This window comes from Paenibacillus sp. FSL H8-0537 (assembly GCF_038051995.1).
Classification (GTDB): domain Bacteria; phylum Bacillota; class Bacilli; order Paenibacillales; family Paenibacillaceae; genus Pristimantibacillus.
The window spans coordinates 2092423-2111550 of the sequence record NZ_CP150290.1; the positions used below are offsets into that span (position 1 = coordinate 2092423).

Annotated in this window: 19 protein-coding genes; 14 read left to right on the forward strand and 5 right to left on the reverse strand. The window is 48.0% G+C overall.

From position 1 onward, the window contains the following. Positions 1-29: 29 nt before the first annotated feature. Positions 30-683 carry a FusB/FusC family EF-G-binding protein gene (locus MHB80_RS08820; protein WP_341281796.1) on the reverse strand — a complete coding sequence of 218 codons (654 nt, stop codon included), beginning with the start codon at positions 681-683 and terminating at the stop codon, positions 30-32. A 318-nt stretch (positions 684-1001) separates the two neighbouring features. Between MHB80_RS08820 and MHB80_RS08825 the strand changes: the two genes are divergently transcribed. Together MHB80_RS08825 and MHB80_RS08830 are read left to right on the forward strand one after the other, a co-directional pair. Continuing rightward, positions 1002-2321, forward strand: coding sequence for a replication-associated recombination protein A (locus MHB80_RS08825; RefSeq protein ID WP_341281797.1), 1320 nt, complete (start codon positions 1002-1004; stop codon positions 2319-2321). A 693-nt stretch (positions 2322-3014) separates the two neighbouring features. Next, positions 3015-3920, forward strand: a complete 906-nt coding sequence (locus tag MHB80_RS08830; RefSeq protein WP_341281798.1) for a fumarylacetoacetate hydrolase family protein — start codon at positions 3015-3017, stop codon at positions 3918-3920. Positions 3921-4013: 93 nt separating this feature from the next. Here MHB80_RS08830 and MHB80_RS08835 read toward each other — a convergent pair whose 3' ends face one another. Beyond that, the gene (locus MHB80_RS08835) at positions 4014-5099 is read right to left on the reverse strand and encodes a CopD family protein (RefSeq protein ID WP_341281799.1); all 1086 of its coding nucleotides are present in this window, start codon (positions 5097-5099) and stop codon (positions 4014-4016) included. Further along, on the reverse strand, positions 5096-5698 hold the full coding sequence (locus MHB80_RS08840; RefSeq protein ID WP_341281800.1) for a copper resistance protein CopC: 603 nt from the start codon (positions 5696-5698) through the stop codon (positions 5096-5098). The genes MHB80_RS08835 and MHB80_RS08840 overlap by 4 nt, the downstream gene beginning before the upstream one ends. Before the next feature lie 166 nt (positions 5699-5864). Here MHB80_RS08840 and MHB80_RS08845 point away from each other — a divergent pair, with 166 nt between their 5' ends. Beyond that, positions 5865-7340: a hemolysin family protein gene (locus MHB80_RS08845; RefSeq protein WP_341281801.1), complete on the forward strand. Its 1476-nt coding sequence runs from the start codon at positions 5865-5867 to the stop codon at positions 7338-7340. A 154-nt stretch (positions 7341-7494) separates the two neighbouring features. Here MHB80_RS08845 and mnmA read toward each other — a convergent pair whose 3' ends face one another. Then, complete coding sequence (mnmA, locus tag MHB80_RS08850) at positions 7495-8631, reverse strand: tRNA 2-thiouridine(34) synthase MnmA (protein WP_341281802.1); 1137 nt, start codon at positions 8629-8631, stop codon at positions 7495-7497. A 218-nt stretch (positions 8632-8849) separates the two neighbouring features. Between mnmA and MHB80_RS08855 the strand changes: the two genes are divergently transcribed. The 11 genes from MHB80_RS08855 (at position 8850) to MHB80_RS08905 (ending at position 17634) form a co-directional block, all read left to right on the forward strand. Beyond that, the gene (locus tag MHB80_RS08855) at positions 8850-9269 is read left to right on the forward strand and encodes an Rrf2 family transcriptional regulator (RefSeq protein WP_341281803.1); all 420 of its coding nucleotides are present in this window, start codon (positions 8850-8852) and stop codon (positions 9267-9269) included. A gap of 22 nt (positions 9270-9291) precedes the next feature. Further along, the gene (locus tag MHB80_RS08860) at positions 9292-10437 is read left to right on the forward strand and encodes a cysteine desulfurase family protein (RefSeq protein ID WP_341281804.1); all 1146 of its coding nucleotides are present in this window, start codon (positions 9292-9294) and stop codon (positions 10435-10437) included. A 14-nt stretch (positions 10438-10451) separates the two neighbouring features. Further along, positions 10452-10997, forward strand: a complete 546-nt coding sequence (locus MHB80_RS08865; RefSeq protein ID WP_341281805.1) for a photosystem reaction center subunit H — start codon at positions 10452-10454, stop codon at positions 10995-10997. A 3-nt stretch (positions 10998-11000) separates the two neighbouring features. Next, a complete protein-coding gene (locus MHB80_RS08870) occupies positions 11001-11198 on the forward strand; it encodes a hypothetical protein (RefSeq protein ID WP_046234401.1) in 198 nt (65 codons plus the stop codon). 241 nt (positions 11199-11439) lie between these two features. After that, complete coding sequence (skfA, locus tag MHB80_RS08875) at positions 11440-11613, forward strand: sporulation killing factor (RefSeq protein ID WP_338555326.1); 174 nt, start codon at positions 11440-11442, stop codon at positions 11611-11613. A 93-nt stretch (positions 11614-11706) separates the two neighbouring features. After that, entirely contained in the window at positions 11707-12912 is a 1206-nt protein-coding gene (gene skfB, locus MHB80_RS08880; protein ID WP_341281806.1) for a sporulation killing factor system radical SAM maturase, read from the forward strand. 33 nt (positions 12913-12945) lie between these two features. Beyond that, positions 12946-14460 (forward strand): CPBP family intramembrane glutamic endopeptidase, encoded by a 1515-nt coding sequence (locus tag MHB80_RS08885; RefSeq protein WP_341281807.1) that lies wholly within the window; start codon positions 12946-12948, stop codon positions 14458-14460. A gap of 11 nt (positions 14461-14471) precedes the next feature. After that, the gene (locus tag MHB80_RS08890) at positions 14472-15200 is read left to right on the forward strand and encodes an ABC transporter ATP-binding protein (protein ID WP_341281808.1); all 729 of its coding nucleotides are present in this window, start codon (positions 14472-14474) and stop codon (positions 15198-15200) included. Further along, positions 15193-16656 carry a sporulation killing factor system integral membrane protein gene (gene skfF / locus MHB80_RS08895; RefSeq protein WP_341281809.1) on the forward strand — a complete coding sequence of 488 codons (1464 nt, stop codon included), beginning with the start codon at positions 15193-15195 and terminating at the stop codon, positions 16654-16656. The genes MHB80_RS08890 and skfF overlap by 8 nt, the downstream gene beginning before the upstream one ends. Before the next feature lie 17 nt (positions 16657-16673). Further along, positions 16674-17180: a HEAT repeat domain-containing protein gene (locus MHB80_RS08900; RefSeq protein ID WP_341281810.1), complete on the forward strand. Its 507-nt coding sequence runs from the start codon at positions 16674-16676 to the stop codon at positions 17178-17180. 19 nt (positions 17181-17199) lie between these two features. Next, positions 17200-17634 (forward strand): TlpA disulfide reductase family protein, encoded by a 435-nt coding sequence (locus tag MHB80_RS08905; RefSeq protein ID WP_341281811.1) that lies wholly within the window; start codon positions 17200-17202, stop codon positions 17632-17634. Positions 17635-17652: 18 nt separating this feature from the next. Here the strand turns inward: MHB80_RS08905 and MHB80_RS08910 are convergent, their stop codons facing one another. Beyond that, on the reverse strand, positions 17653-19011 hold the full coding sequence (locus MHB80_RS08910; RefSeq protein ID WP_341281812.1) for an Nramp family divalent metal transporter: 1359 nt from the start codon (positions 19009-19011) through the stop codon (positions 17653-17655). Between the last annotated feature and the right edge of the window lie 117 nt (positions 19012-19128).

A 19128-nucleotide genomic window follows, 5' to 3' on the forward strand; every position in this document is an offset into this window, starting at 1 on the left:
TACACGCTTTAGGTAAACCCGTCTTTAAATTATCCGATTACCGCATCGATGAACTTTTCCAGTGCGGTCGTATTTGTAATGTTTTTATTGCAATCATCGCTTTTGGCGCACATATAGTTTCCGATGGCTTTGTAGTAGTCGGGTGATGTGCCCGCGGGCCTTTTTTTCGTTATGGCGGAAAATAAAGCAAGCTCCTCGAACCGATTGCACACAAAGCAATAGTTTTTCTTGTTGGCCCGGTTGTAGCGGCCTTCGACGCCAACAAACTGCCCATTTATCGGATAAACGATAAACAGCTTATTGCTCGCAATATCAATCCAGCTTAAATAAGTGACATAGCGATAGTCGATAGCGGCTAGATCGGGCAGCCTGAGCTTTTTATTTTTGGGAAAAAGCTTCTGTATCTGTTTGGCTGTAATGGCTGGAAACTCCGTCAAATAGGCTTCCAGATCCCGCAAATACTTGGCAAAATCCTCTTTCGTCCTCAGCGTAGAAACGGCCTCAAGCATTTGCTTCTGCTCGGCGGTGGCGGCTGGGAACATCTCCATAATTTTAGATTCTGCCGTATATTTAACGGACTCCAAAATTTTCAAATCGACAACCGTGCCAAGCGCATGCTGCAAAATACCGGCTTGTTTTTTTATCTCATTATATTGATGGTTTCTAATAAATGGTTCACGCATTTAGGTTCAGCCCCTTATTTGTTTTGATCATGCAGAAAATAAGGTGCAAAGCCAAGTATTAGAAACGACATAAGCGTGGCTGGGAGATAACGTATCAGTTATGAGTACGCCCTTGCAAAGTATCGCTTCTAAAACAAGCTCTGCAGTGGGCTGTGCCAATCCGGCAATCTCGTATTGCCATCCATACCGACCCCCTTTTCAATGAATTACCGTTTATTATAATCAAAAAAACCTTCTTTCTCAACAGCCAATCCCATGGCGCGATAAAAAGCGAATATGCTATGATCGATAAGAATAGAAAAGAAGGTTGTGAGGCATATGGATTTATTTTCTTATCAGGAAGCGGAGACGCCGCGGGCGAGGCTGCTAGCCGACCGCATGCGACCGCAGACGCTGGATGAATATATTGGGCAAGAGCATATCGTTGGAGAGGACAAGCTGCTGCGCCGGGCGATTGAAGGGGATCAGGTGTCATCCATTTTGTTGTACGGCCCGCCGGGCTGCGGCAAGACGACGCTTGCCAACATTATTTCCAAGCGGACAGCGGGCGAGTTCGTCAAGCTGAACGCCGTTGACGCTACGGTGAAGGATGTGCGCGAAGTTATTGAGCAAGCCCGTCTGAGCAAAACGATGTATGGCAAAAAAACAATTTTGTTCCTCGACGAGGTGCATCGCTTCAACACGGCAAGACAAGATGCGCTGCTGCCGGCGGTTGAGCAGGGCATCATCATTTTTATTGGCGCGACGACGGAAAATCCATTCCACCATGTAAATGGGGCGCTTCTGTCACGCTCGACACTGTTTCAATTGGAGCCGCTAGGTCCGCAGCATGCGCTGGAGTCCATGAAGCGGGCGCTGGCCGATAAAGGCCGCGGGCTGGGCTTTATGGAGCTGCACTGCGACGAGGAGGCGCTGGCGCATATCGCGAATATGGCAGGCGGCGACATTCGCCGCGCTTTGAACGCGCTGGAGCTGGCCGCTGTGACGACACCTTCTGAGCCGGACGGCTCGGTACATATTACGCTGGAGGTGGCGCAGGAATCGATACGCAACCGTGCGGTCAAAGCGGATCAATCGACGCAATATGATGTGCTGTCTGCGTTTCATAAAAGCGTTCGCGGCTCCAGCGATGCAGCGCTGTTCTGGTTTTTGTACGCGGTGGAGAAGCTTGGCATGGACCCGATGACGTTTATCCGCCGGCTGATCGTCGCTTGCAGCGAGGACATTGGCCTTGCGAATCCGCAAGCGATGGTGCAGGCGGTAACGGCGATGGATGCTTATCACAAAATCGGCTGGCCGGAGGCGAAATACAATGTGTCACAAGCGATTTTGTTCGCGGTAGAAAGCCCAAAATCGAATGCAACGGCGATGGCGATCGGCAAGGCGATGACGATGATGGAGGGGCTGGGCGCAGCCGAAGTGCCGCTGCATTTACGCGATACGCATTATAAAGGCTCGGCGCAGCTTGGTCACGAAGGCTACAAGTACCCGCATGATTATCCGGGGCATTATGTGCAGCAGCAATATTTGCCAGACAAGTTGCGGGAAATGAGCTTTTACCAGGCATCCGAACAGGGCATGGAGGATAAAATCCGGCAAAACCAAGAGCTGCGGAAACGTCCGAAAGGGAAGAAGTAGCCGTTTGAAGAATAAGATGGAAACCTTCTAATGCCGGCCTTGGTATGGAGGCTCAGGAAAATTGCAAAGCGAGAACCAAAACTCTTTGTCGAGTGGACTCTGTTGTATCCCGTTCCCTGTTCTTTTCTCTTTGGTTTATTATTATATTGAGGTGTTTAAAATATATTATATGTGGTTGTTTGTATCTTTTTTAGTTTCTTTATGGATGGTGTCTTTTTACCCGAATTACAATGACAATGAGTTCGTGCTTTTTACTGATATTACAACCATATTGTTTTTTTTACCTGGTTTCTTTCTTATGTTTTATTCTATACTCGTACAACTATTGTTATTACTTGTTAAGAAAGCAGGTGCAATAGCTCCGTTAGCGATTATACTTTATATCCTGAATACAGTGGTCGTATCTTTTATTACTAGTTATTCGAGTATCTTTTTGAATATAGCCATTTCTATTGTGTGTTCATCGCTATCCATCATTCATTTTTTTATTTCACTGTACTTAAAAAAGCGTTTGGCTCCGATTTAGGCAGGCCAAGCACGATCTGCGAAGGAATAGAAACGAAGCAGACGGATCGTGGGGATGAGGTCTACACTTTACGCGGGTGCGACCAAGATGACACGGTAGAAAACTCTTTCTGGGCCGCCGACCCGGATTCCACAAAATAACACCAAACAAAGGAGCTGTATAAACCTATGAAGCTGTTAACATTTACGGAGCAAGGTGCAGAGCGTTTGGGAGTAAAGACGGAGCAAGGCATTCTCGATGTGGCGGCAGCCAGCGTAGCTTGTAAAGGCAGTGCATCCGTACCTCAAAATATTCATCAGGTCATTGAAGGCGGGGCGGAGGCCGTTGAAGCCCTTCACCGTCTGGCGGACGAAGCGATCAGCCGTGCCGCTGAGCTTGGCCCTGTATTTCTCGATGAAGCGGAGCTGGTGTTTGCCCCTGCTGTGACAAGCCCTGGCAAAATTCTTTGCATAGGCCTTAATTACCGCAAGCATGCGGAGGAGTCCAATGCGGCCATTCCCGAGGTGCCGATTTTGTTCAGCAAATTTAGCAATACGCTCGCTGCCCATGGAGAAGCGGTGCCGCTTCCTATTGCTTCCGAGAAGGTGGATTACGAGGCAGAGCTAGCGATTGTCATCGGCAAAGAAGCGAAGCATGTGACGGAGGAGGAAGCGCTCAGCTACGTATTCGGCTACTGCGCGGCCAATGATTTGTCGGCTCGCGATTTGCAAATGCGGACAGGCCAGTGGCTGCTGGGCAAAACCTGCGACAAATTTGCGCCGCTTGGCCCTTATCTCGTAACAGCGGACGAGGTAGGCAATCCGAATGAGCTGGAGATGAAATGTATCGTAAACGGCGAGGTGCGTCAGCACTCGAACACGAGCGATATGATTTTTAACTGCAAGGAAATCGTCAGCTATGTTTCGCGCCATATGACGCTGTCGCCGGGTGATGTCATTTTGACGGGTACGCCTGAAGGCGTCATGCTCGGTTATCCGGTGGACAAGCAAAGCTATCTCAAGGCAGGAGACCATGTTACGATCGAAATCGAAAAGCTTGGCAGCTTGACGAATCTAATGGTTCTGGAAACATAACCAGTATAAAAAAGCAAGGAAGCCGAGGCTAATGCCGCCAGCGTCCTTGCTTTTTTTCGATAAAACCGATAAGTGCTTCAGAGATCCATCGCTCTACGCAATGGCAAACAGGAGTGCGCCGTAGCCAAATGCGGCAGCCAGCAGTCCCATCGCAAAAGCAGGCATCAGCGAATTGCTGCGGTACATCCGGAAAAAGCCGACAATCATAATAGCAGCTGATGCAAGCAGCAGCCAGCTATCAAGTCCGAGCGAAAAATGAAGCGTAATATCAGGGCTGAAGCTTCCTTTATAAATCGTTGTGAACAAAGAAGATGGTGCTGTTGTTTGCAGTGTTTCCTTCACCTCATGCGGTGGGGCCTGCTGGCCCAGCACGCTTGTGGCGATAAAAATCAGCAAGGCGACCAGGCTTTCTGCCTTTAACCAAGGGAGCGGGCGGAAAGCGGCATCTTGCTTGAGCTTGTTTTTGTAGCCGAAGCTGTTCGTATACGCGAGCAGCAGCAGCGGCAGCAGCAATAAATGCTTAATCAACAGCATTTGCCCGTACGGCAGCATCCAGGCGTTAACATATTCTGGCGTTGTAAAGGTCATTAGCGTAATGCCCGCTGATATCGTTACGAAAAAACAGCCGAAGGCGAGCGTTGAAAACCACGATAAAAACGTCTCCCAATGGTTTTCGTCCTTCGAAAACCAGCTTATCGTAACGACAATGCCCAGCCAAATGGTGACGGCTATAAAATGGGCGCTGTGAATGACGACCCCTTTCAGCCCATAGAGCGCTGAGGCGTGACTGGCATAACCGAGCCATACAGCCAGCAGCAAGGTTATGAACAGCCCAACCTTCGGCATATGGCGGTCCTGCCGGAAGGATTTCATTGCGAGCAGGACGGACAGGCCGAGGGAGCTAAGCAGCGTCCACACGAAGGCTTTGCCTGCTACGGCATCAAGCAGCAGGCTTTTCATCATTTGCACATAGCTAAGTTCAAAGTCGGCGGCGAAAGTACGTGCCGTTTGATCAAGCGGAACAAACGAAAGCACAGGGATAGCAAGCGTGCAGGCCAGCAGCAAGCGATCAGGGACAACAACCTGCGGACGCTTGCCCTCCGGCACGAGACGCAAAGTAAATGCGCCCATTAACAACGCAAAGCAAACATACAGAAGCGTCTCGCTCAAATAAATCATTTTTTACGTCTTCTCGCAGCGGCAGCGATAACGGCAATAAGCAAAATGACAACGACAATAATGATCACGCTCGTTGTGGAGCTGCTATCCTTTCCTTCCGTAGGGGCTGCAGGATCTGCTGTTGGCGCAGCACTTGCCGCAGGGCTTGCCGTTTCAAGGGCAGGCGACTCGGTAGCCGCTGCTTCAGGCGTTGATGAGCTTTCAGGCGAAGGGGAGGCCGATGCAGGCTGCTCGCTTGCAGCAGCTTCCGGCGCGTTGACGGTGAAGCTGTAGTCGCCCTCAATCGCATGGCCGTCAGCGCCGATAATCGCCCATTTTACCGTGTATATCCCGTTCTCCAGCGCCGTTGGAACCGCACCGCTCATCGTTTTTCCGTCTACAGTGACTTCATCGGTGGCGATTTGTTCGCCAGCCGCGTTCAAAAGCTTGAATGTACTGAGCTTTTCGATATCCGTATTGAAAGTAAGAGAAATTTGAGCAGGTGATGCCGTTACCGTCTCGTCTACGGCAGGTGTGGCCTGCTCGATTTTGGAATGGGCAAAAACGGCACCGGGAACTAGCCAAATAACAGCCAGCATAATTAGAATAATACGTTTCATATTGTTCCTCCTTGTAAGCTGAAGCTTAAGTATGTTGTAGCAAGCTGTTAGCATTATATCAGATATTGGGGTGTGACAAACGGCCTGCTCTGCGGCAAATTATAGGCGACTTTATGAACTTTTGCAAAAAAACGCTAGGTCTATGCTGAATAATGTACGGACTACGATGAATAAACATAATTACCGTCACTTAAAAACGGCGAGAGATGGACGAGGGGGTGCGCCTACCGTCACCGGAGCAAGCATGTTCTGGGGCAGGGCAGGCGAAGCCGCATTGGGTGAAACGATTCAGTTTGTGCTGTTTGCAGGGTTATTGCTGGCTAACGGTTTTTTCACAGCGGCGGAGACGGCTATGCTGCGTTTGCGGCCTGATCAGCTTCACAAGCTGCAGAGCGGGCGGCGTTCATCAAAAAGGGCAGCTGCTTCTGCTGCGATGCTGCGTGAGCCTCAAACTTATTTAACCATATGCCAGCTTGGAATAACGCTCGCGTCGCTTGGGATGGGCTGGATGGGTATTCCGGCATTCCGCCTGCTCTTCGATTCATGGCTGACTGGAATGAGTGGGCAAGTCCCCATCGCTCCAATCGTAGCGGAAGTATGCGCTGTCGCAGCCGCTTTGCTGCTGGCTGCCATGCTGCACAGCGTTTGTGGCGCACTCGTTCCGAAAGCCATTGCGGGACATCGTGCGAAGCGGGTCGTTGCGCTCGCGGCCGCACCACTGTTTTATTTTCATAAAATCATGTATCCGTTGGCACGGCTGCTGGACGTACTGTCCAGCTGGATGGTTCAGGATGGTGAAGCCCGGGTGGGCGCATATTCCAGTCAAGACATTCGACTGCTGCTCAAGGAAAGCCAGCGTAGCGGACACATTCATCATACGGAGCTGCTGCTTGTTGATAATATTTTCAAATTTACAGAAACGCATGCGAGAGAAATTATGATTCCAAGGCGGGAGATCATCTGCTTGTACACCCAGCTGTCGCTTGCGGAAAATAAACAGATGGCGCTTGCCGAAATGCATACGCGTTATCCCGTCTGTGAAAGCGACAAGGATGATATTATCGGTTTTGTCCATATCAAAGATTTATGGAAGGATGCGCAGCATACGCTGACCGACATCGAGCAAATTTTGCGCCCAATTATGACGGTGCCGGAGTCGATTTTCATACGGGAGCTGCTTGGGCAAATGCAGGAGAGCAAAACGCAAATTGCGATTTTAATAGATGAATATGGCGGTACGTCAGGCATTGTAACGCTGGAAGACATTATGGAGGAAATTGTTGGTGAAATTCAGGATGAGTTTGACGAGGAGCGAGCGATGATTGAGCAGCTCGGCGAAGGGAGCCACTCGATTAGCGGGATGATGCAGATTGAGGAGGTAAACAGCTGCCTCGGCACGAATATTAGCTGTGACAACTTTGATACGATTGGCGGCTGGATGTATTCCCAACTGGAAAACCTGCCGCGCAAAGGCAATCGTGTAAAAGAAGCCAATCATTTCGAGTTTGTCATCGAGGAAACAGATCATTACCGCATTTCCCGTATTCGCGTGAGCCGGCTCGCTGCTTATCCTTCAGACAAGGAGCAAGAGGATTTGAAGGGAGACGCTGGAAATGCTGACGGCAAGGGGACAGGGACATAAGGGCGCTGTGCATATAAAAAAAGGAACCTTCTCCTCCGGGCGCTGCCCATCAGTGAAAAGGTTCCTTGCCTTGCCTTAACTTGCCCTGCTTGCTTGGGATTGAAGCTCATGTTTCAAAGCCTGCTGATTGCTAGCCATTCAAATTGAAAAATACTTAACGAGCGGCAAGGAAAGCCGCTTCGTCGACTTCAATCTTCTCTACGATATCGATTGTGCCGCCCGCCAGACAAACATTGCCATCATAGAGAACGACGGCTTGGCCTGGCGTGATCGCCTTTTGCGGCTGATCGAACACAATATGTGCTGTTCCGTCAGCGCCAGGTGTCACGGTAACGCCCTGATCTGCTTGGCGGTAGCGGAACTTGGCCGTGCAGCGAAAAGGACCTTCGGGCTGCTGAGGTGCAATCCAGTTCATGCCGCTGGCGATTAGACCAGTCGAATACATGCTAGGATGCTGCTCGCCTTGCACCACATACAAAATGTTGCGCTCAAGGTCTTTGTCCGCAACGAACCAAGGCTCGCCATTGCCGGAGCCGCCAATGCCAAGGCCTTGGCGCTGTCCGAGTGTATAATACATCAGGCCGTCATGCTTGCCCTTGACTTCACCGCTGCGAATGTCGACCATGTCGCCTTTCTGGGCTGGCAAATAGCCGCTCAGAAATTCCTTGAAGTTGCGCTCGCCGATGAAGCAGACGCCGGTGCTGTCTTTTTTCTTCGCGGTGTACAAGCCTGCTTCCTCAGCAAGCCGTCTTACCTCTGGCTTCGGCAGATGGCCAATCGGGAACATTGCCTTCGCGAGCTGCTTCTGGTTCAGCGCACTGAGGAAATAAGTCTGGTCCTTGTTGCTGTCCACGCCGCGCAGCAGCTTCGTTTCGCCATCCGGCGTACGTTCTACGCGCGCGTAATGGCCTGTCGCCAAATAGTCGGCGCCCAGCTCATTCGCTTTTTTGAGAAAATCGCCGAACTTAATTTCCCGGTTGCACATGACGTCGGGATTCGGCGTACGGCCGCGCTTGTATTCATCTAGAAAATAAGTGAATACTTTATCGAAATATTGCTTCTCAAAATTAACCGTATAATACGGAATGCCGATCTGGTCGCATACGCGGCGAACGTCTTCCGCGTCTTCCTCTGCTGTGCAGTGACCAAATTCATCGGTATCATCCCAGTTTTTCATGAAAATGCCGACAACATCATAACCTTCCTGCTTAAGCAGCAGTGCGGTTACAGAAGAGTCTACACCGCCGGACATGCCGACAACGACTCTAGTTTCTTGTTTGGATTTTTCCATTTGCTTACACCGCCTTGTATTCAAACTCTAAAACGAGTATCTCTCATTGTAGCATATATTTATCGCTGCACAAAAAACTTTTTTAAGAAGAATAACAAGCTTTTCTCGCATGTTGAACGCACTATATGCTAACATAGAAGCTATATGGGAATACCATGATTTAAACCGAGTCATGGATGCGCAAGGCAACACAACTAATGAAAACGAGGTGCCCTTTTATGAAAATATCAACCAAAGGCCGTTACGGCCTAACGATAATGATGGAGCTTGCGGGGAAATTTGGCGAGGGACCGATCTCTTTGAAAAGCATAGCTGAACGCAATAGCTTGTCCGAGCATTATTTGGAGCAGCTCGTTGCGCCGCTTCGCAATGCTGGACTTGTAAAAAGTATTCGTGGAGCCTATGGCGGCTACATTTTGTCCAAGGAGCCTGAGCATATTACAGCTGGTGATGTGATCCGCGTGCTGGAAGGGCCAATCTCCCCAGTCGATTTTACCGAAGAGGATGATCCGGCGAAGCGCGATCTGTGGCTGCGTATTCGCGATGGCATCGCCTCCGTATTAGATTCGACCACACTTCAGGACATGGTCAGCTTCCAAGATCCAGGCAAAGCGGATAGCTATATGTTCTACATTTAATATAGAAGGAGCTAGACAAGCTATGCACTATTTCGATCATGCCGCAACGACGCCAATGCATCCAGAAGTCGCGCGCGCGATGCTGGAAGTGATGCAGGGTCCGGGAGGCAATGCATCGAGCATGCATGCCTTCGGACGCGCGGCGCGGCAGCATATTAATCGCTCTCGCGACCAGATCGCTGCAGCTGTCGGCTGCAAGCCTGCTGAACTCGTATTTACGTCTGGCGGCACGGAGAGCAACAATATGGCGCTCAAGGGTGTTGCCCGCGCGCAGGCGCTGCAAGGCAAAAACCATATCATTACAGCGGAGGCTGAGCACCATGCGGTGCTGCATCCCTGCGAAGCGCTTGAGCGCGAAGGCTTTGAGCTGACGCTGCTGCCCGTTGATGAGCAAGGGCAAGTGTCGCTTGCTGATATAGCGGCGGCAATAAAGCCAAATACGGCGCTGATTAGCATTATGCACGGCAATAATGAGGTAGGAAGTATGCAGCCGATTGAAGACATCGGGCGCCTGGCGCATGAGCGAGGCGTTATTTTTCATGTCGACGCCGTTCAGGCACTGGGTACAGCGAGCTATCAGCTCAATGGGCTGCCAATCGATTTGATGAGCTTTTCCGCCCACAAAATCAACGGCCCGCAAGGGGTTGGCGCGTTATATATCGCTGCTGGCACGCCATTTGAGGCGAGCTCGCAGGGCGGCTCTCAAGAACGCAAGCGCCGTGCAGGCACGGAAAATGTCGCCGGCATCGTCGGCTTCGCCAAAGCTGTTGAAATTTGTGTGAAAGAAGCGCAAAACAAGCAACTTTTTCTGAGCGAGCTTCGTATGGTATGGGTAGAGCTGCTTAGGAAAAATGTGGATATTGATATGGTCATCAATGGCGCGGCGGAGCAGGCACTTCCGCATATCGTCAATATCAGCTTTATCGGGATCGATACCGAGACGATGCTGATGAATCTCGATATGGCAGGCATTGCAGCCGCAAGCGGCTCGGCCTGCACGTCAGGGGCGCTGGAGCGCTCCCATGTGCTGCGGTCGATGAAGCTGTCGGAGGAAAGGCTGGCTTCCGCCGTAAGATTCAGCTTCGGTTTGGGGAATACTAAGGAGGAACTGGGTGCCGCAGCACAAAAAGTTGCAACGATTGTGCAGCGCATCCGTAATAACGCCTAGGAGGCTTCCCGGCCGTGATTAAACTACAGCAATTGATCGGTCTGCCCGTGCTGGTTATTCATTCCGGCAAGCGCGAAGGCACGATCAAGGATGCGATTTTCGACTCCCACTGGAACGTTACAGGACTCGTGCTTGAAAGCAACGGCTGGTTTGCTAATGTTGTCAAGACGGTGGACTGGAATGCGGTGCTGACATGCGGCATAGACGCGATAATTATTTCCGACGAAGCAGCTGTGCAGAAAACAAAGCTTGAGCAGCTGGGCAGAACCTTTTGCACCAGTAAAGTTCAGCTCAAGGGTATGCCTATGGTGACGGTACACGGCGTGATGCTTGGACAAGTATCGGACGTTTATTTTCATCCATTTATGGGTACACCAATAGTAGGCTTTGAGCTTACGGACGGTTTTATATCGGATCTAATGGAAGGGCGCAAGTGGCTCAGAGCTCCTGAAGGTTCAGATGCCGTGCTGCTCGGGGAAGACGCGATTATCGTTCCTGCTGTCAGTGAAGCAGAATTGGAGCCTGTCGCAGCTTCCAATTCGAAGAATAGGGAGAAATGAAAGATGATGAGATGTCCCAACTGCAATTCGAAAGATATAGGAAAAATAGGTTCCCATCAATTTTATTGCTGGGGCTGCTTCATTGAACTGACCGTCAACGGAGAGAAGATGTCCGTGTACCAAGTGGAGGAAGATGGGACGCTTAGTTCACTTGATGATCTGTTTTTTGAAGATGAAATGCCACAAATCCATGCCACTTAACGTAAGACGAATCGTTTAATTACGCGAAAGTATAGACCTGCAATAAAATAGCTAGCAACCTAGAGACGGATAAATAAATTTCCGTCTTTTTTGCATTTTTTATTTTTTAAATTTTTTTCGCTAATCGACTGAACTCGACAGAAATTTGGATTTGAAATGGTACTTTGTTTCTATTCCTGAAACGTTAATTATACTATATAATTGTAAATGTAGTTAAAATTTGTAAAGGGAGAGTGTTTTTATGAAAGAAAAAGAAATTAAAGCGACATGGGAATCATCGGTTTCTACTGGGCTGGACAAGCCAGCTGGCACATCTCTAGTTAAGTCAATTGGATGTGCCGCTTGTTGGGGAGCTAAAAGTATTTCTTTAACACGTGCATGCTTGCCTCCAACCCCTATTAATCTGGCGATATAGAAAACGAGGACACAGAAGAGACCATAGTTAAGGTTTCTCCTGTGTCCAAATTTATTATTTCATAATTTTTTGAAAACGGAGATGAGGGATTAAATGGTTAATGATGTTGCTTCTGTCTCATACGAACCGAGTTACTTTCTTCATTTACAACCGGATGGAGCTATGCTGGTAGAGCGGAACAGCATGTATTATTTTCGTTTAAGCGGAGCAGCTGCCCAGTTAGCCTTATTGCTTGCGAAAACGAAAAGCGTGGAAAAAACAGCAAAAGTGTGGAGCAACATAAATGGAATCCCGTTTAGTACGGATCAATTAATCCATGAATTGAATCAGCATCCGCTCACCGAAAGCTGGATGCAAGGAGCGCTTGGAAAGCTTCGGCTCACGGGATCAACAAAATCCTATTTGCCAATTAGCTGTACTCTTCAACTAACGAATGGCTGCAACTTATTTTGTTCGTTTTGTTACGCAAGCTCAGGCAAGCCGTTAGAACAGGAGCTGGCGGTTGAGGATTGGATGGAAATTTTACAGAAGCTGTCTGCGAGCGGCGTTTCGGATATCACCTTAACGGGGGGAGAAGCAAGGCTGGCAAAAGGGTTTAAAAGAATTGTAACTACAGCCAGTACATTATTTACAAATGTACATTTATTTAGCAATGGTTTATATTGGAAAGATGATGAAATCGAGCTTATTAGCGCCCTTGGAAATATTTTTGTCCAAGTCAGTGTCGATGGTTCAGCACATATACATGACAAGCTGCGAGGGAAAAAAGGCGCTTACATAGAATCAATGAAGAACATAAAGCGATTAGCCGAAAGAGGGATACCTTGTCTAATAGCAATGACGGTTAATCCGCAAAATTATGAAGATATCAGTGTGGTTATTCAGGATGCTGTCGATGCTGGAGCTGCAGCCTTCAGAGCAGGTGTTACATTGCCAGTTGGCAGGGCTGACAATCATTATTTTGAACTGAGCAATGAGCAATACTTATACGTCGACGAAAAGTTGAAAGAGGCGGTAAGGAATTGGGGTGATCGGCTGCTCATTACCGATTGGGGTGATGAGGGGAATGATGGGTGTAATGACTTTTGCACGCCAGGCTATTTAGCTTGGTATATTCGGGCAGATGGAGAGGTCACGCCCTGTCAAATTGAGGGTGCAAGCATGGGTCATATTTTAAAAGACTCGCTTGATGATATCGGAACACCTGAAAGGCTGCTGCGTGCGCGGGAAAATGCTACGTCTTGCAAATGTATCGGCAAAGTAGAATTGCCTAAAGAAGCGGATTTGCCATTTGTTTAATCTATATAGAAATAGAAAGGACTGAAGGCAAGTATGGTAACGATCATCCTTTTCATTGCTGCGGCAATGATCGGACTTGTTTTGTTTATTAAAAATCGCCCACGTTCTTACCCGTCTATATTAATGCCTAAAGACCAAGCGATTGCAGTTGCAGCCGATTACTTACAATTGCTTTGTGGCTTGGATGTTTCAGGATGGCGCGCATATAGTATGTATTGGAATGATCGGGAAACGGTAAATCGCTTGCACCATTTAAATATGCTGGATCGGCTGCGGTCGGTTTTATATCAATGGGGACTGGTGGAATCATGGAGAATTCGCTTCGTGAAACAAGGCAGCTCGGTAGCAGTAGGTATAAATGCGAAGGGCGAAATTACTTTTTTGCATGTGGATGCAGGTGCACAAAGACTAGCATCTTCCCAGCCATTAATGGCAAAGAGAACGCCAGCTGAAATTAAATCGATCCTTGACAGAAACAAGAATGGGCTATGGGGTAACGCTAAAATTACAGGAGAAGGCGTTCGTGAAGAGGATTTGTCTGATATTGTAACTTATTGGTATATGCAAGAGTCAGAAGAAATAAGAATGAAGCTTTCCGTACAAACACAAGGCAATTGTATCGTCCGTATACTGAGTGAAACGGAAATCCTTACAGAAACGATGGGCAAAGTCGTCAGGCAGGAGTTTCGTGATTCTGCACTTAATTTATCAGGATTTGTCGGTTCTTTTTTATCGACAATCGCTGGCGTTCTTTTGCTCATTTATGTGGAGGGCGCCCATCATTCGCTGCTTAGCTTAGGCATAGGATTAGTCATTGCTGCTGCTGTCTTGCTTACAGTCAACAATGATATTTCTATGAGTATCGTTAATGCGTTTGATTCCCGTTTGACTATTAAGTCTGTGTATGCGATCGGAATTGTCTCCGCTGTTGTAGCAAGCATCGCTTATGGCTGTATGGCATTTATTACATCGCTTGCGGGCGTGAAATTAGCTGTAGGGCAGTCACTTTTGTTATTCAATGACGCATTCCTGCAAATAACGATAGGGTGCTGTTCAGCCTTAGCAGCATTAGGAGTTTTTGCTTTTTTATTTAAGCTTCTAGAATCTAAAGGCGTTGTTCGCGTATCGCCAGAGCTCTCGGACCGGTCCGTTTTTTTATCCGGCTTTCGGCTCAAGCAATGCTTAAGCATTAGTTTGCAAAGCTCTATTTTGGAAGAAATTATTTTTCGCTTATTGGGCATTTCAACTCTATTATGGTTTTTTCAAAATGAATGGCTTGCAGTGGCCATCACTTCGATTTTATGGGCATTTTTGCACCAAGGAAGCGGATATAACCCAGGGTGGATTAGATGGGCCCAGTTAGTGGTGTTTGGCATATTTTTAGGGTTCATATTTATTCATTATGGTTTTCTAGCAGTAGTAGTGGCTCATTTTGTTCATAATTTTGTTTTGCTCTCTATCCCGATTCTTTATTATAAGCTTCAGTTGAAAAGCGCAATTGGGGTTAAGGCTGAGCCTGCTTCACACCACTCTTTCATCAATAAATAAGGAGGCAGCATATGGAGCAGCTGTTGCTTGTGCAAAATTTGGTCAAGCAATATCCCGGTAACGAAGGAGTCGAGAACATTGGTTTTACGATAGGACGGGGGGAAATTGTCGGCCTGCTCGGCGCGAATGGAGCTGGGAAAACGACAACTCTGCGTTGTATTGCAGGTCTCTACAAGCCCCAGCAAGGAACCATTACAATTGATGGATTTAAGGCGGGCTCCGAGCAAGCTCAAAGGCTGCTTTCCTTTATTCCTGATAGTCCCTTCCTGTATCCTATGCTTACAGTAGCTGAACATTTGCAATTTAAAGCTAAAGCTTTCCGTATTCCCCCGAAAAAGCTGGAGGAAGCTGTACTTTTAGCACTTAAAGAGGTGAATTTGGAGTCATATGCAAACCGCCCAGCGGGCAATCTGTCCAGAGGCCAAAAACAGCGCGTCGTTCTAGCAGCAGCAGTCATTCAACAGGCGGACTTATATCTATTTGACGAGCCCACTGTTGGGCTCGATATTCCCTCTAAAGAATGGTTGGCTCAATGGCTCCTGAAAAATAGAACCCATAACAAAAGCATTATTGTGTCCTCACATAGTCTTGAGTTTGTTATGGAAACAGCGCAGCGCGTTATTTTAATCAAAAAGGGCCGAATTGTCGCTGAAAGTATCGTCCCTAGTGATGAAGAACAGCGATTGCTCTGGAAAAAAGAGGTTATTGGGCAACTAGGGGGTCATCTGCCGGATGATTAACCTTGCTGTCTTCTTGCTCAAAAACAGCACAAGGCATTGGCTAACGAATAAGAAGGGCAGCAAAGTTACCCTTATTGCACCGCTACTCATTCTAGCCTTATTTACTTTGCTGCAATTGAATGTATTGTCAAAGCCAGAGGAAGCTATGGCACAGCTCGTTGGTTGGGTTGTCATCGTTATTTTATTTATTTTTATTCTCTTTGGCTTATTATCAAACAGGCTTCCCTCCCGTATGGAGGATGTCATGTGGGTTTATATGCTGCCAATGTCAATGAGCCGTATTGTCTTGACGTGCCTATGCTGGCAGCTATTGCTTCGAAGCAGCTTCTGGTTAGGCGCAGCCCTAATTGCAGATACGATTCGCTTCATGATGGGTCATACCTATGAGCATTTATTTTTTCAGGCATTTATGAGTCTGGCGGTTATTAGCTTGCTAGAAGCAGGGTTATTTGCTGCTTCGTCATCACGAGGGAAATGGAAAGTTTCGATACCTGTTGGCATAGTTGGTGCAATCGGACTTATGGTGACAGCGCTCTCTTTCTTTTTTAGCCAGATGGAGGAGCCTTTGTTTCCTTCCATTGCTGGAGCGATGGAGCTTCTTGCTTTTTATGTAGGCGCATTTATGGTAGGTGAATTTCATTTTGCGGGGCTACTGTTCGTAGTCGTATTTATTGTACTGGCTATCCTAGTCATTCAGGCAGCAACAAAGGGATTGGAATTAAAAGAGAAGCTTACAAGAGAAGCTGATTTTTGGTCTAGCTTTAGCAGCTTTAGTTCGTTGGCCGCTTCTGCGAAAGGGGGCGATCAAGCAAGCTATTGGGGCGGAAAAGCATGGACAGGTGTATTTGCCTTCGTTTGGTTCGAGTGGGTGTTATGGCGCAAGCATCGTACGGCGCTTGTTTTTCAATTCATCGCAGGTGCTGGTTTGACTATTGTTATGGTTATCAAATGGCCTTCATGGTTAATGATTTATTTTGGGATTATTTTAGCTTCGGCATTAATAGGCGGTTTTTTCTCTGGTTTAATTAGGCACGCGCAATCGGGAGATTTGCTTCTTTTGCCTGGTTCCAGATTGAAAAAAGTGATTTTGCTTGAAATCGTAGATTTAATTCCACCTTTTGCAACGGTAGGGCTCTACTACATTATTAGTATAACAATCGGTGCAAATCTGGCCTTGGAGCCTATAGCTGCTGCTGGTTGGCTGCTCGTTCTTTTTGTGGCGATAGCGTGTTTCCGCATTAGCCTTTTTGTCGATGTATTTCTCAAAAACTTGGATATATCAATGGGAGCCTATTATAAGAGGCTGATCATGTATTGTATCGTGATTATAGGAATCATATTTATATTATTATTTTTTCACTCCACATTAATTGAATTATCCCTCGAAATGCTCGTAATGGTCATCATGGCGCTTGTCATCCTGTATGGAGCCATTCGTATATATGCATATAAATGATACAAGGAGATGTGACTATGTCAGATTTGAAGCCAGTAAATGCCCAGATTATGAAGCTTGGCAGCCCAGATGCCGGTGAGGCGATGGGAGCCTTGCAAATATTGAAAAATCAAGGGGAGCAAGTTATTCCAGCGCTTCTTGAGCAATTGAATTCGGCTGACGACTCCATACGCACGATGATTGTTGTTGTATTGGGGGAAATGGGTCATAAGGCTGCAGGCAGTGCTGAACAGGTGGCGGCTCTATTGCTCGAGAACAACGAACAGCTCAGAATGGCTTCGGCTTTAACTTTAACGAGAATGGGAATGGAAAGTATTTCTTCGCTGCAGAAGCTTCTTCATGCGGACAATCGTAAAGCGTGCTTCTGGGCAGCTTGGGCGATGTCCTTTCTGGATCCTGGACAGGTAGACGATTCAGCGATTGAATGTTTAAGGCAGCACCGGGAACAGCCTGACAGCCCGATAGAAGCGTTTGCTGCGGAAGAGGCGCTTGCCAAGGTTTTGGCGCGAAAAATTCAATCCTAATTTTTAAGGAGGCGGTACTGTGAATGCAGCGGTGTCGTATAGCCCGAAATGGGAGGATGAAATAAACTGGTTGAACGGCAAATGCTACAGCAAGGAGCCGGATGGTGAGAAAAAGCTTTTTGTTTATTTATGGTCCATCAGCTGTGGCTATTGTAAAGAGATTATTCCAGATATTTTACAGCTGTACGAGGAAAATGAATCTTTTTTCCAGATTTTGTCCATTCATGTGCCGATGAGTGATTCAGATTTAGATCGCGAAAGGGTCCAGGAAGTCGTAGGGAAGCTTGGCATTGATGGACCTGTCCTGCTTGATAATGAGCATAGATGGATTTCTCTATTTGAAAGCGAAGTTCTCCCCTCCTTTTATGTATACGATGCACAGGGCAAGCTGGTTAGCTCTAAAGTAGGTGTCGGAAATGTAACAGCCTATTTGCGCAGCTTGATTCGCGTTTAGGCTGCGCAGTTATAGCAGTTACCCTAGCTCATGCCCAGTGGCGAACAAATACAGCACAAGGAACAGGTTTAGCGCTGTAATAACCCCGACGCATAGCCAGGCAAGCACTTTGACCCAAGGCTTGTTGGCGAACACACCCATTTTGGCTTGGCTGCTTGTGAACAGCACGAGCGGAATAATGGCGAATGGAAGCTGCAAGCTGAGGACGACTTGGCTCCACAGCAGCAGCTCGCCCGTTCCGCGCGTGCCGAACAGCCAGGTGACGATGAGCGCTGGAATGACAGCAAGCAATCGTGTCACAATACGGCGCAGCCAAGGCGGGATCGAAAATTTAATAAAACCCTCCATAACGATTTGCCCCGTTAAAGTCCCCGTAATTGTCGAGCTTTGGCCAGAAGCGAGCAAGGCAACAGCAAATAAGGTGCTGGCAATGCTGACGCCAAGCGTTGGGCTAAGCAGCTGATAGGCGCCTTCGATTTCCGTTACATTCAGGCCCGTTCCATAAAAGGCCGCAGCTCCCAGAATCAAGATGCTTGAATTAATCAGAAAAGCGATGGTCAGCGAAACGCCGGAATCCCATTGGGAATACTTAATCGCTTCCCGCCGTCCCTCCTCCGTCCGCTCATATTTTCTCGTCTGAATGATGGAGGAATGCAAATACAGATTATGCGGCATAACCGTTGCCCCAAGGATGCCAAGGGATACGAACAGCATGGCTGGGCTGCTCACGATTTCAAACTTTGGAACATAGCCGGAAAGCACCGCTGATATATCCGGCCGCGAAATAATGACCTCGAATACAAATACCCCGAATATCGTAGCCATCAGCACAATAATGAGGGATTCAATAAGCCGAAAGCCTTTCTTCTGCAGCAGCAGCAGCAAAAATACATCTAGCGTCGTAATAAGAATACCGCCTATTAAGGGGAGGCCAAACAGCAAATTTAGGGCAATGGCGGAGCCGATCACCTCGGCAAGATCAGTTGCAATAATGGCAAGCTCGGCCAGCAGCCAGAGGATGACAGCGCCTTTCATGCCGACAGAGTCGCGGGTTGCTTGGGCAAGGTCGCGGCCGGTAACGATGCCGAGCCTTGCCGACAGATTTTGCAGCAAAATCGCAATTAAATTAGCGATCAGAATAACGGCCAGCAGCGTATAGCCGAACCTTGCGCCGCCCGCAATGGACGTTGCCCAGTTGCCGGGATCAATATAGCCGACGGCGACCAGCATGCCGGGGCCAGCGAAGGCAAGAAATTTTCGAAAGCCGCTTGCATTTTTCGGTATATGAATAGAGGAGTTCACTTCTTCAAGGCTGACATTTCCACTCGCGCGGAGCCAGCCGGATTTTTTATCCAGTTGATCGGACTGTGTGCTCATAAAAACCCTTCTTTCGTTCACGCTTAGATGACGGAGCTATTGCATTTGTTTGTGCTATGAAACAATATTGCTCCTGGGAAACATTTTTGTCAATGGGAAAGTGCGTGAGCACGTCCT

What these genes read in the sequence shown, in the direction of transcription:
- MHB80_RS08910 (WP_341281812.1), bottom strand. Translation starts at nt 19,011, where the DNA reads ATGAGCACACAGTCCGATCAACTGGATAAAAAATCCGGCTGGCTCCGC.
- skfF (WP_341281809.1), top strand. Translation starts at nt 15,193, where the DNA reads ATGATTAACCTTGCTGTCTTCTTGCTCAAAAACAGCACAAGGCATTGG.
- MHB80_RS08855 (WP_341281803.1), top strand. Translation starts at nt 8,850, where the DNA reads ATGAAAATATCAACCAAAGGCCGTTACGGCCTAACGATAATGATGGAG.
- skfB (WP_341281806.1), top strand. Translation starts at nt 11,707, where the DNA reads ATGGTTAATGATGTTGCTTCTGTCTCATACGAACCGAGTTACTTTCTT.
- MHB80_RS08835 (WP_341281799.1), bottom strand. Translation starts at nt 5,099, where the DNA reads ATGATTTATTTGAGCGAGACGCTTCTGTATGTTTGCTTTGCGTTGTTA.
- MHB80_RS08870 (WP_046234401.1), top strand. Translation starts at nt 11,001, where the DNA reads ATGATGAGATGTCCCAACTGCAATTCGAAAGATATAGGAAAAATAGGT.
- MHB80_RS08840 (WP_341281800.1), bottom strand. Translation starts at nt 5,698, where the DNA reads ATGAAACGTATTATTCTAATTATGCTGGCTGTTATTTGGCTAGTTCCC.
- skfA (WP_338555326.1), top strand. Translation starts at nt 11,440, where the DNA reads ATGAAAGAAAAAGAAATTAAAGCGACATGGGAATCATCGGTTTCTACT.
- MHB80_RS08900 (WP_341281810.1), top strand. Translation starts at nt 16,674, where the DNA reads ATGTCAGATTTGAAGCCAGTAAATGCCCAGATTATGAAGCTTGGCAGC.
- MHB80_RS08890 (WP_341281808.1), top strand. Translation starts at nt 14,472, where the DNA reads ATGGAGCAGCTGTTGCTTGTGCAAAATTTGGTCAAGCAATATCCCGGT.
- MHB80_RS08845 (WP_341281801.1), top strand. Translation starts at nt 5,865, where the DNA reads ATGAATAAACATAATTACCGTCACTTAAAAACGGCGAGAGATGGACGA.
- MHB80_RS08885 (WP_341281807.1), top strand. Translation starts at nt 12,946, where the DNA reads ATGGTAACGATCATCCTTTTCATTGCTGCGGCAATGATCGGACTTGTT.
- MHB80_RS08820 (WP_341281796.1), bottom strand. Translation starts at nt 683, where the DNA reads ATGCGTGAACCATTTATTAGAAACCATCAATATAATGAGATAAAAAAA.
- MHB80_RS08825 (WP_341281797.1), top strand. Translation starts at nt 1,002, where the DNA reads ATGGATTTATTTTCTTATCAGGAAGCGGAGACGCCGCGGGCGAGGCTG.
- mnmA (WP_341281802.1), bottom strand. Translation starts at nt 8,631, where the DNA reads ATGGAAAAATCCAAACAAGAAACTAGAGTCGTTGTCGGCATGTCCGGC.
- MHB80_RS08830 (WP_341281798.1), top strand. Translation starts at nt 3,015, where the DNA reads ATGAAGCTGTTAACATTTACGGAGCAAGGTGCAGAGCGTTTGGGAGTA.
- MHB80_RS08860 (WP_341281804.1), top strand. Translation starts at nt 9,292, where the DNA reads ATGCACTATTTCGATCATGCCGCAACGACGCCAATGCATCCAGAAGTC.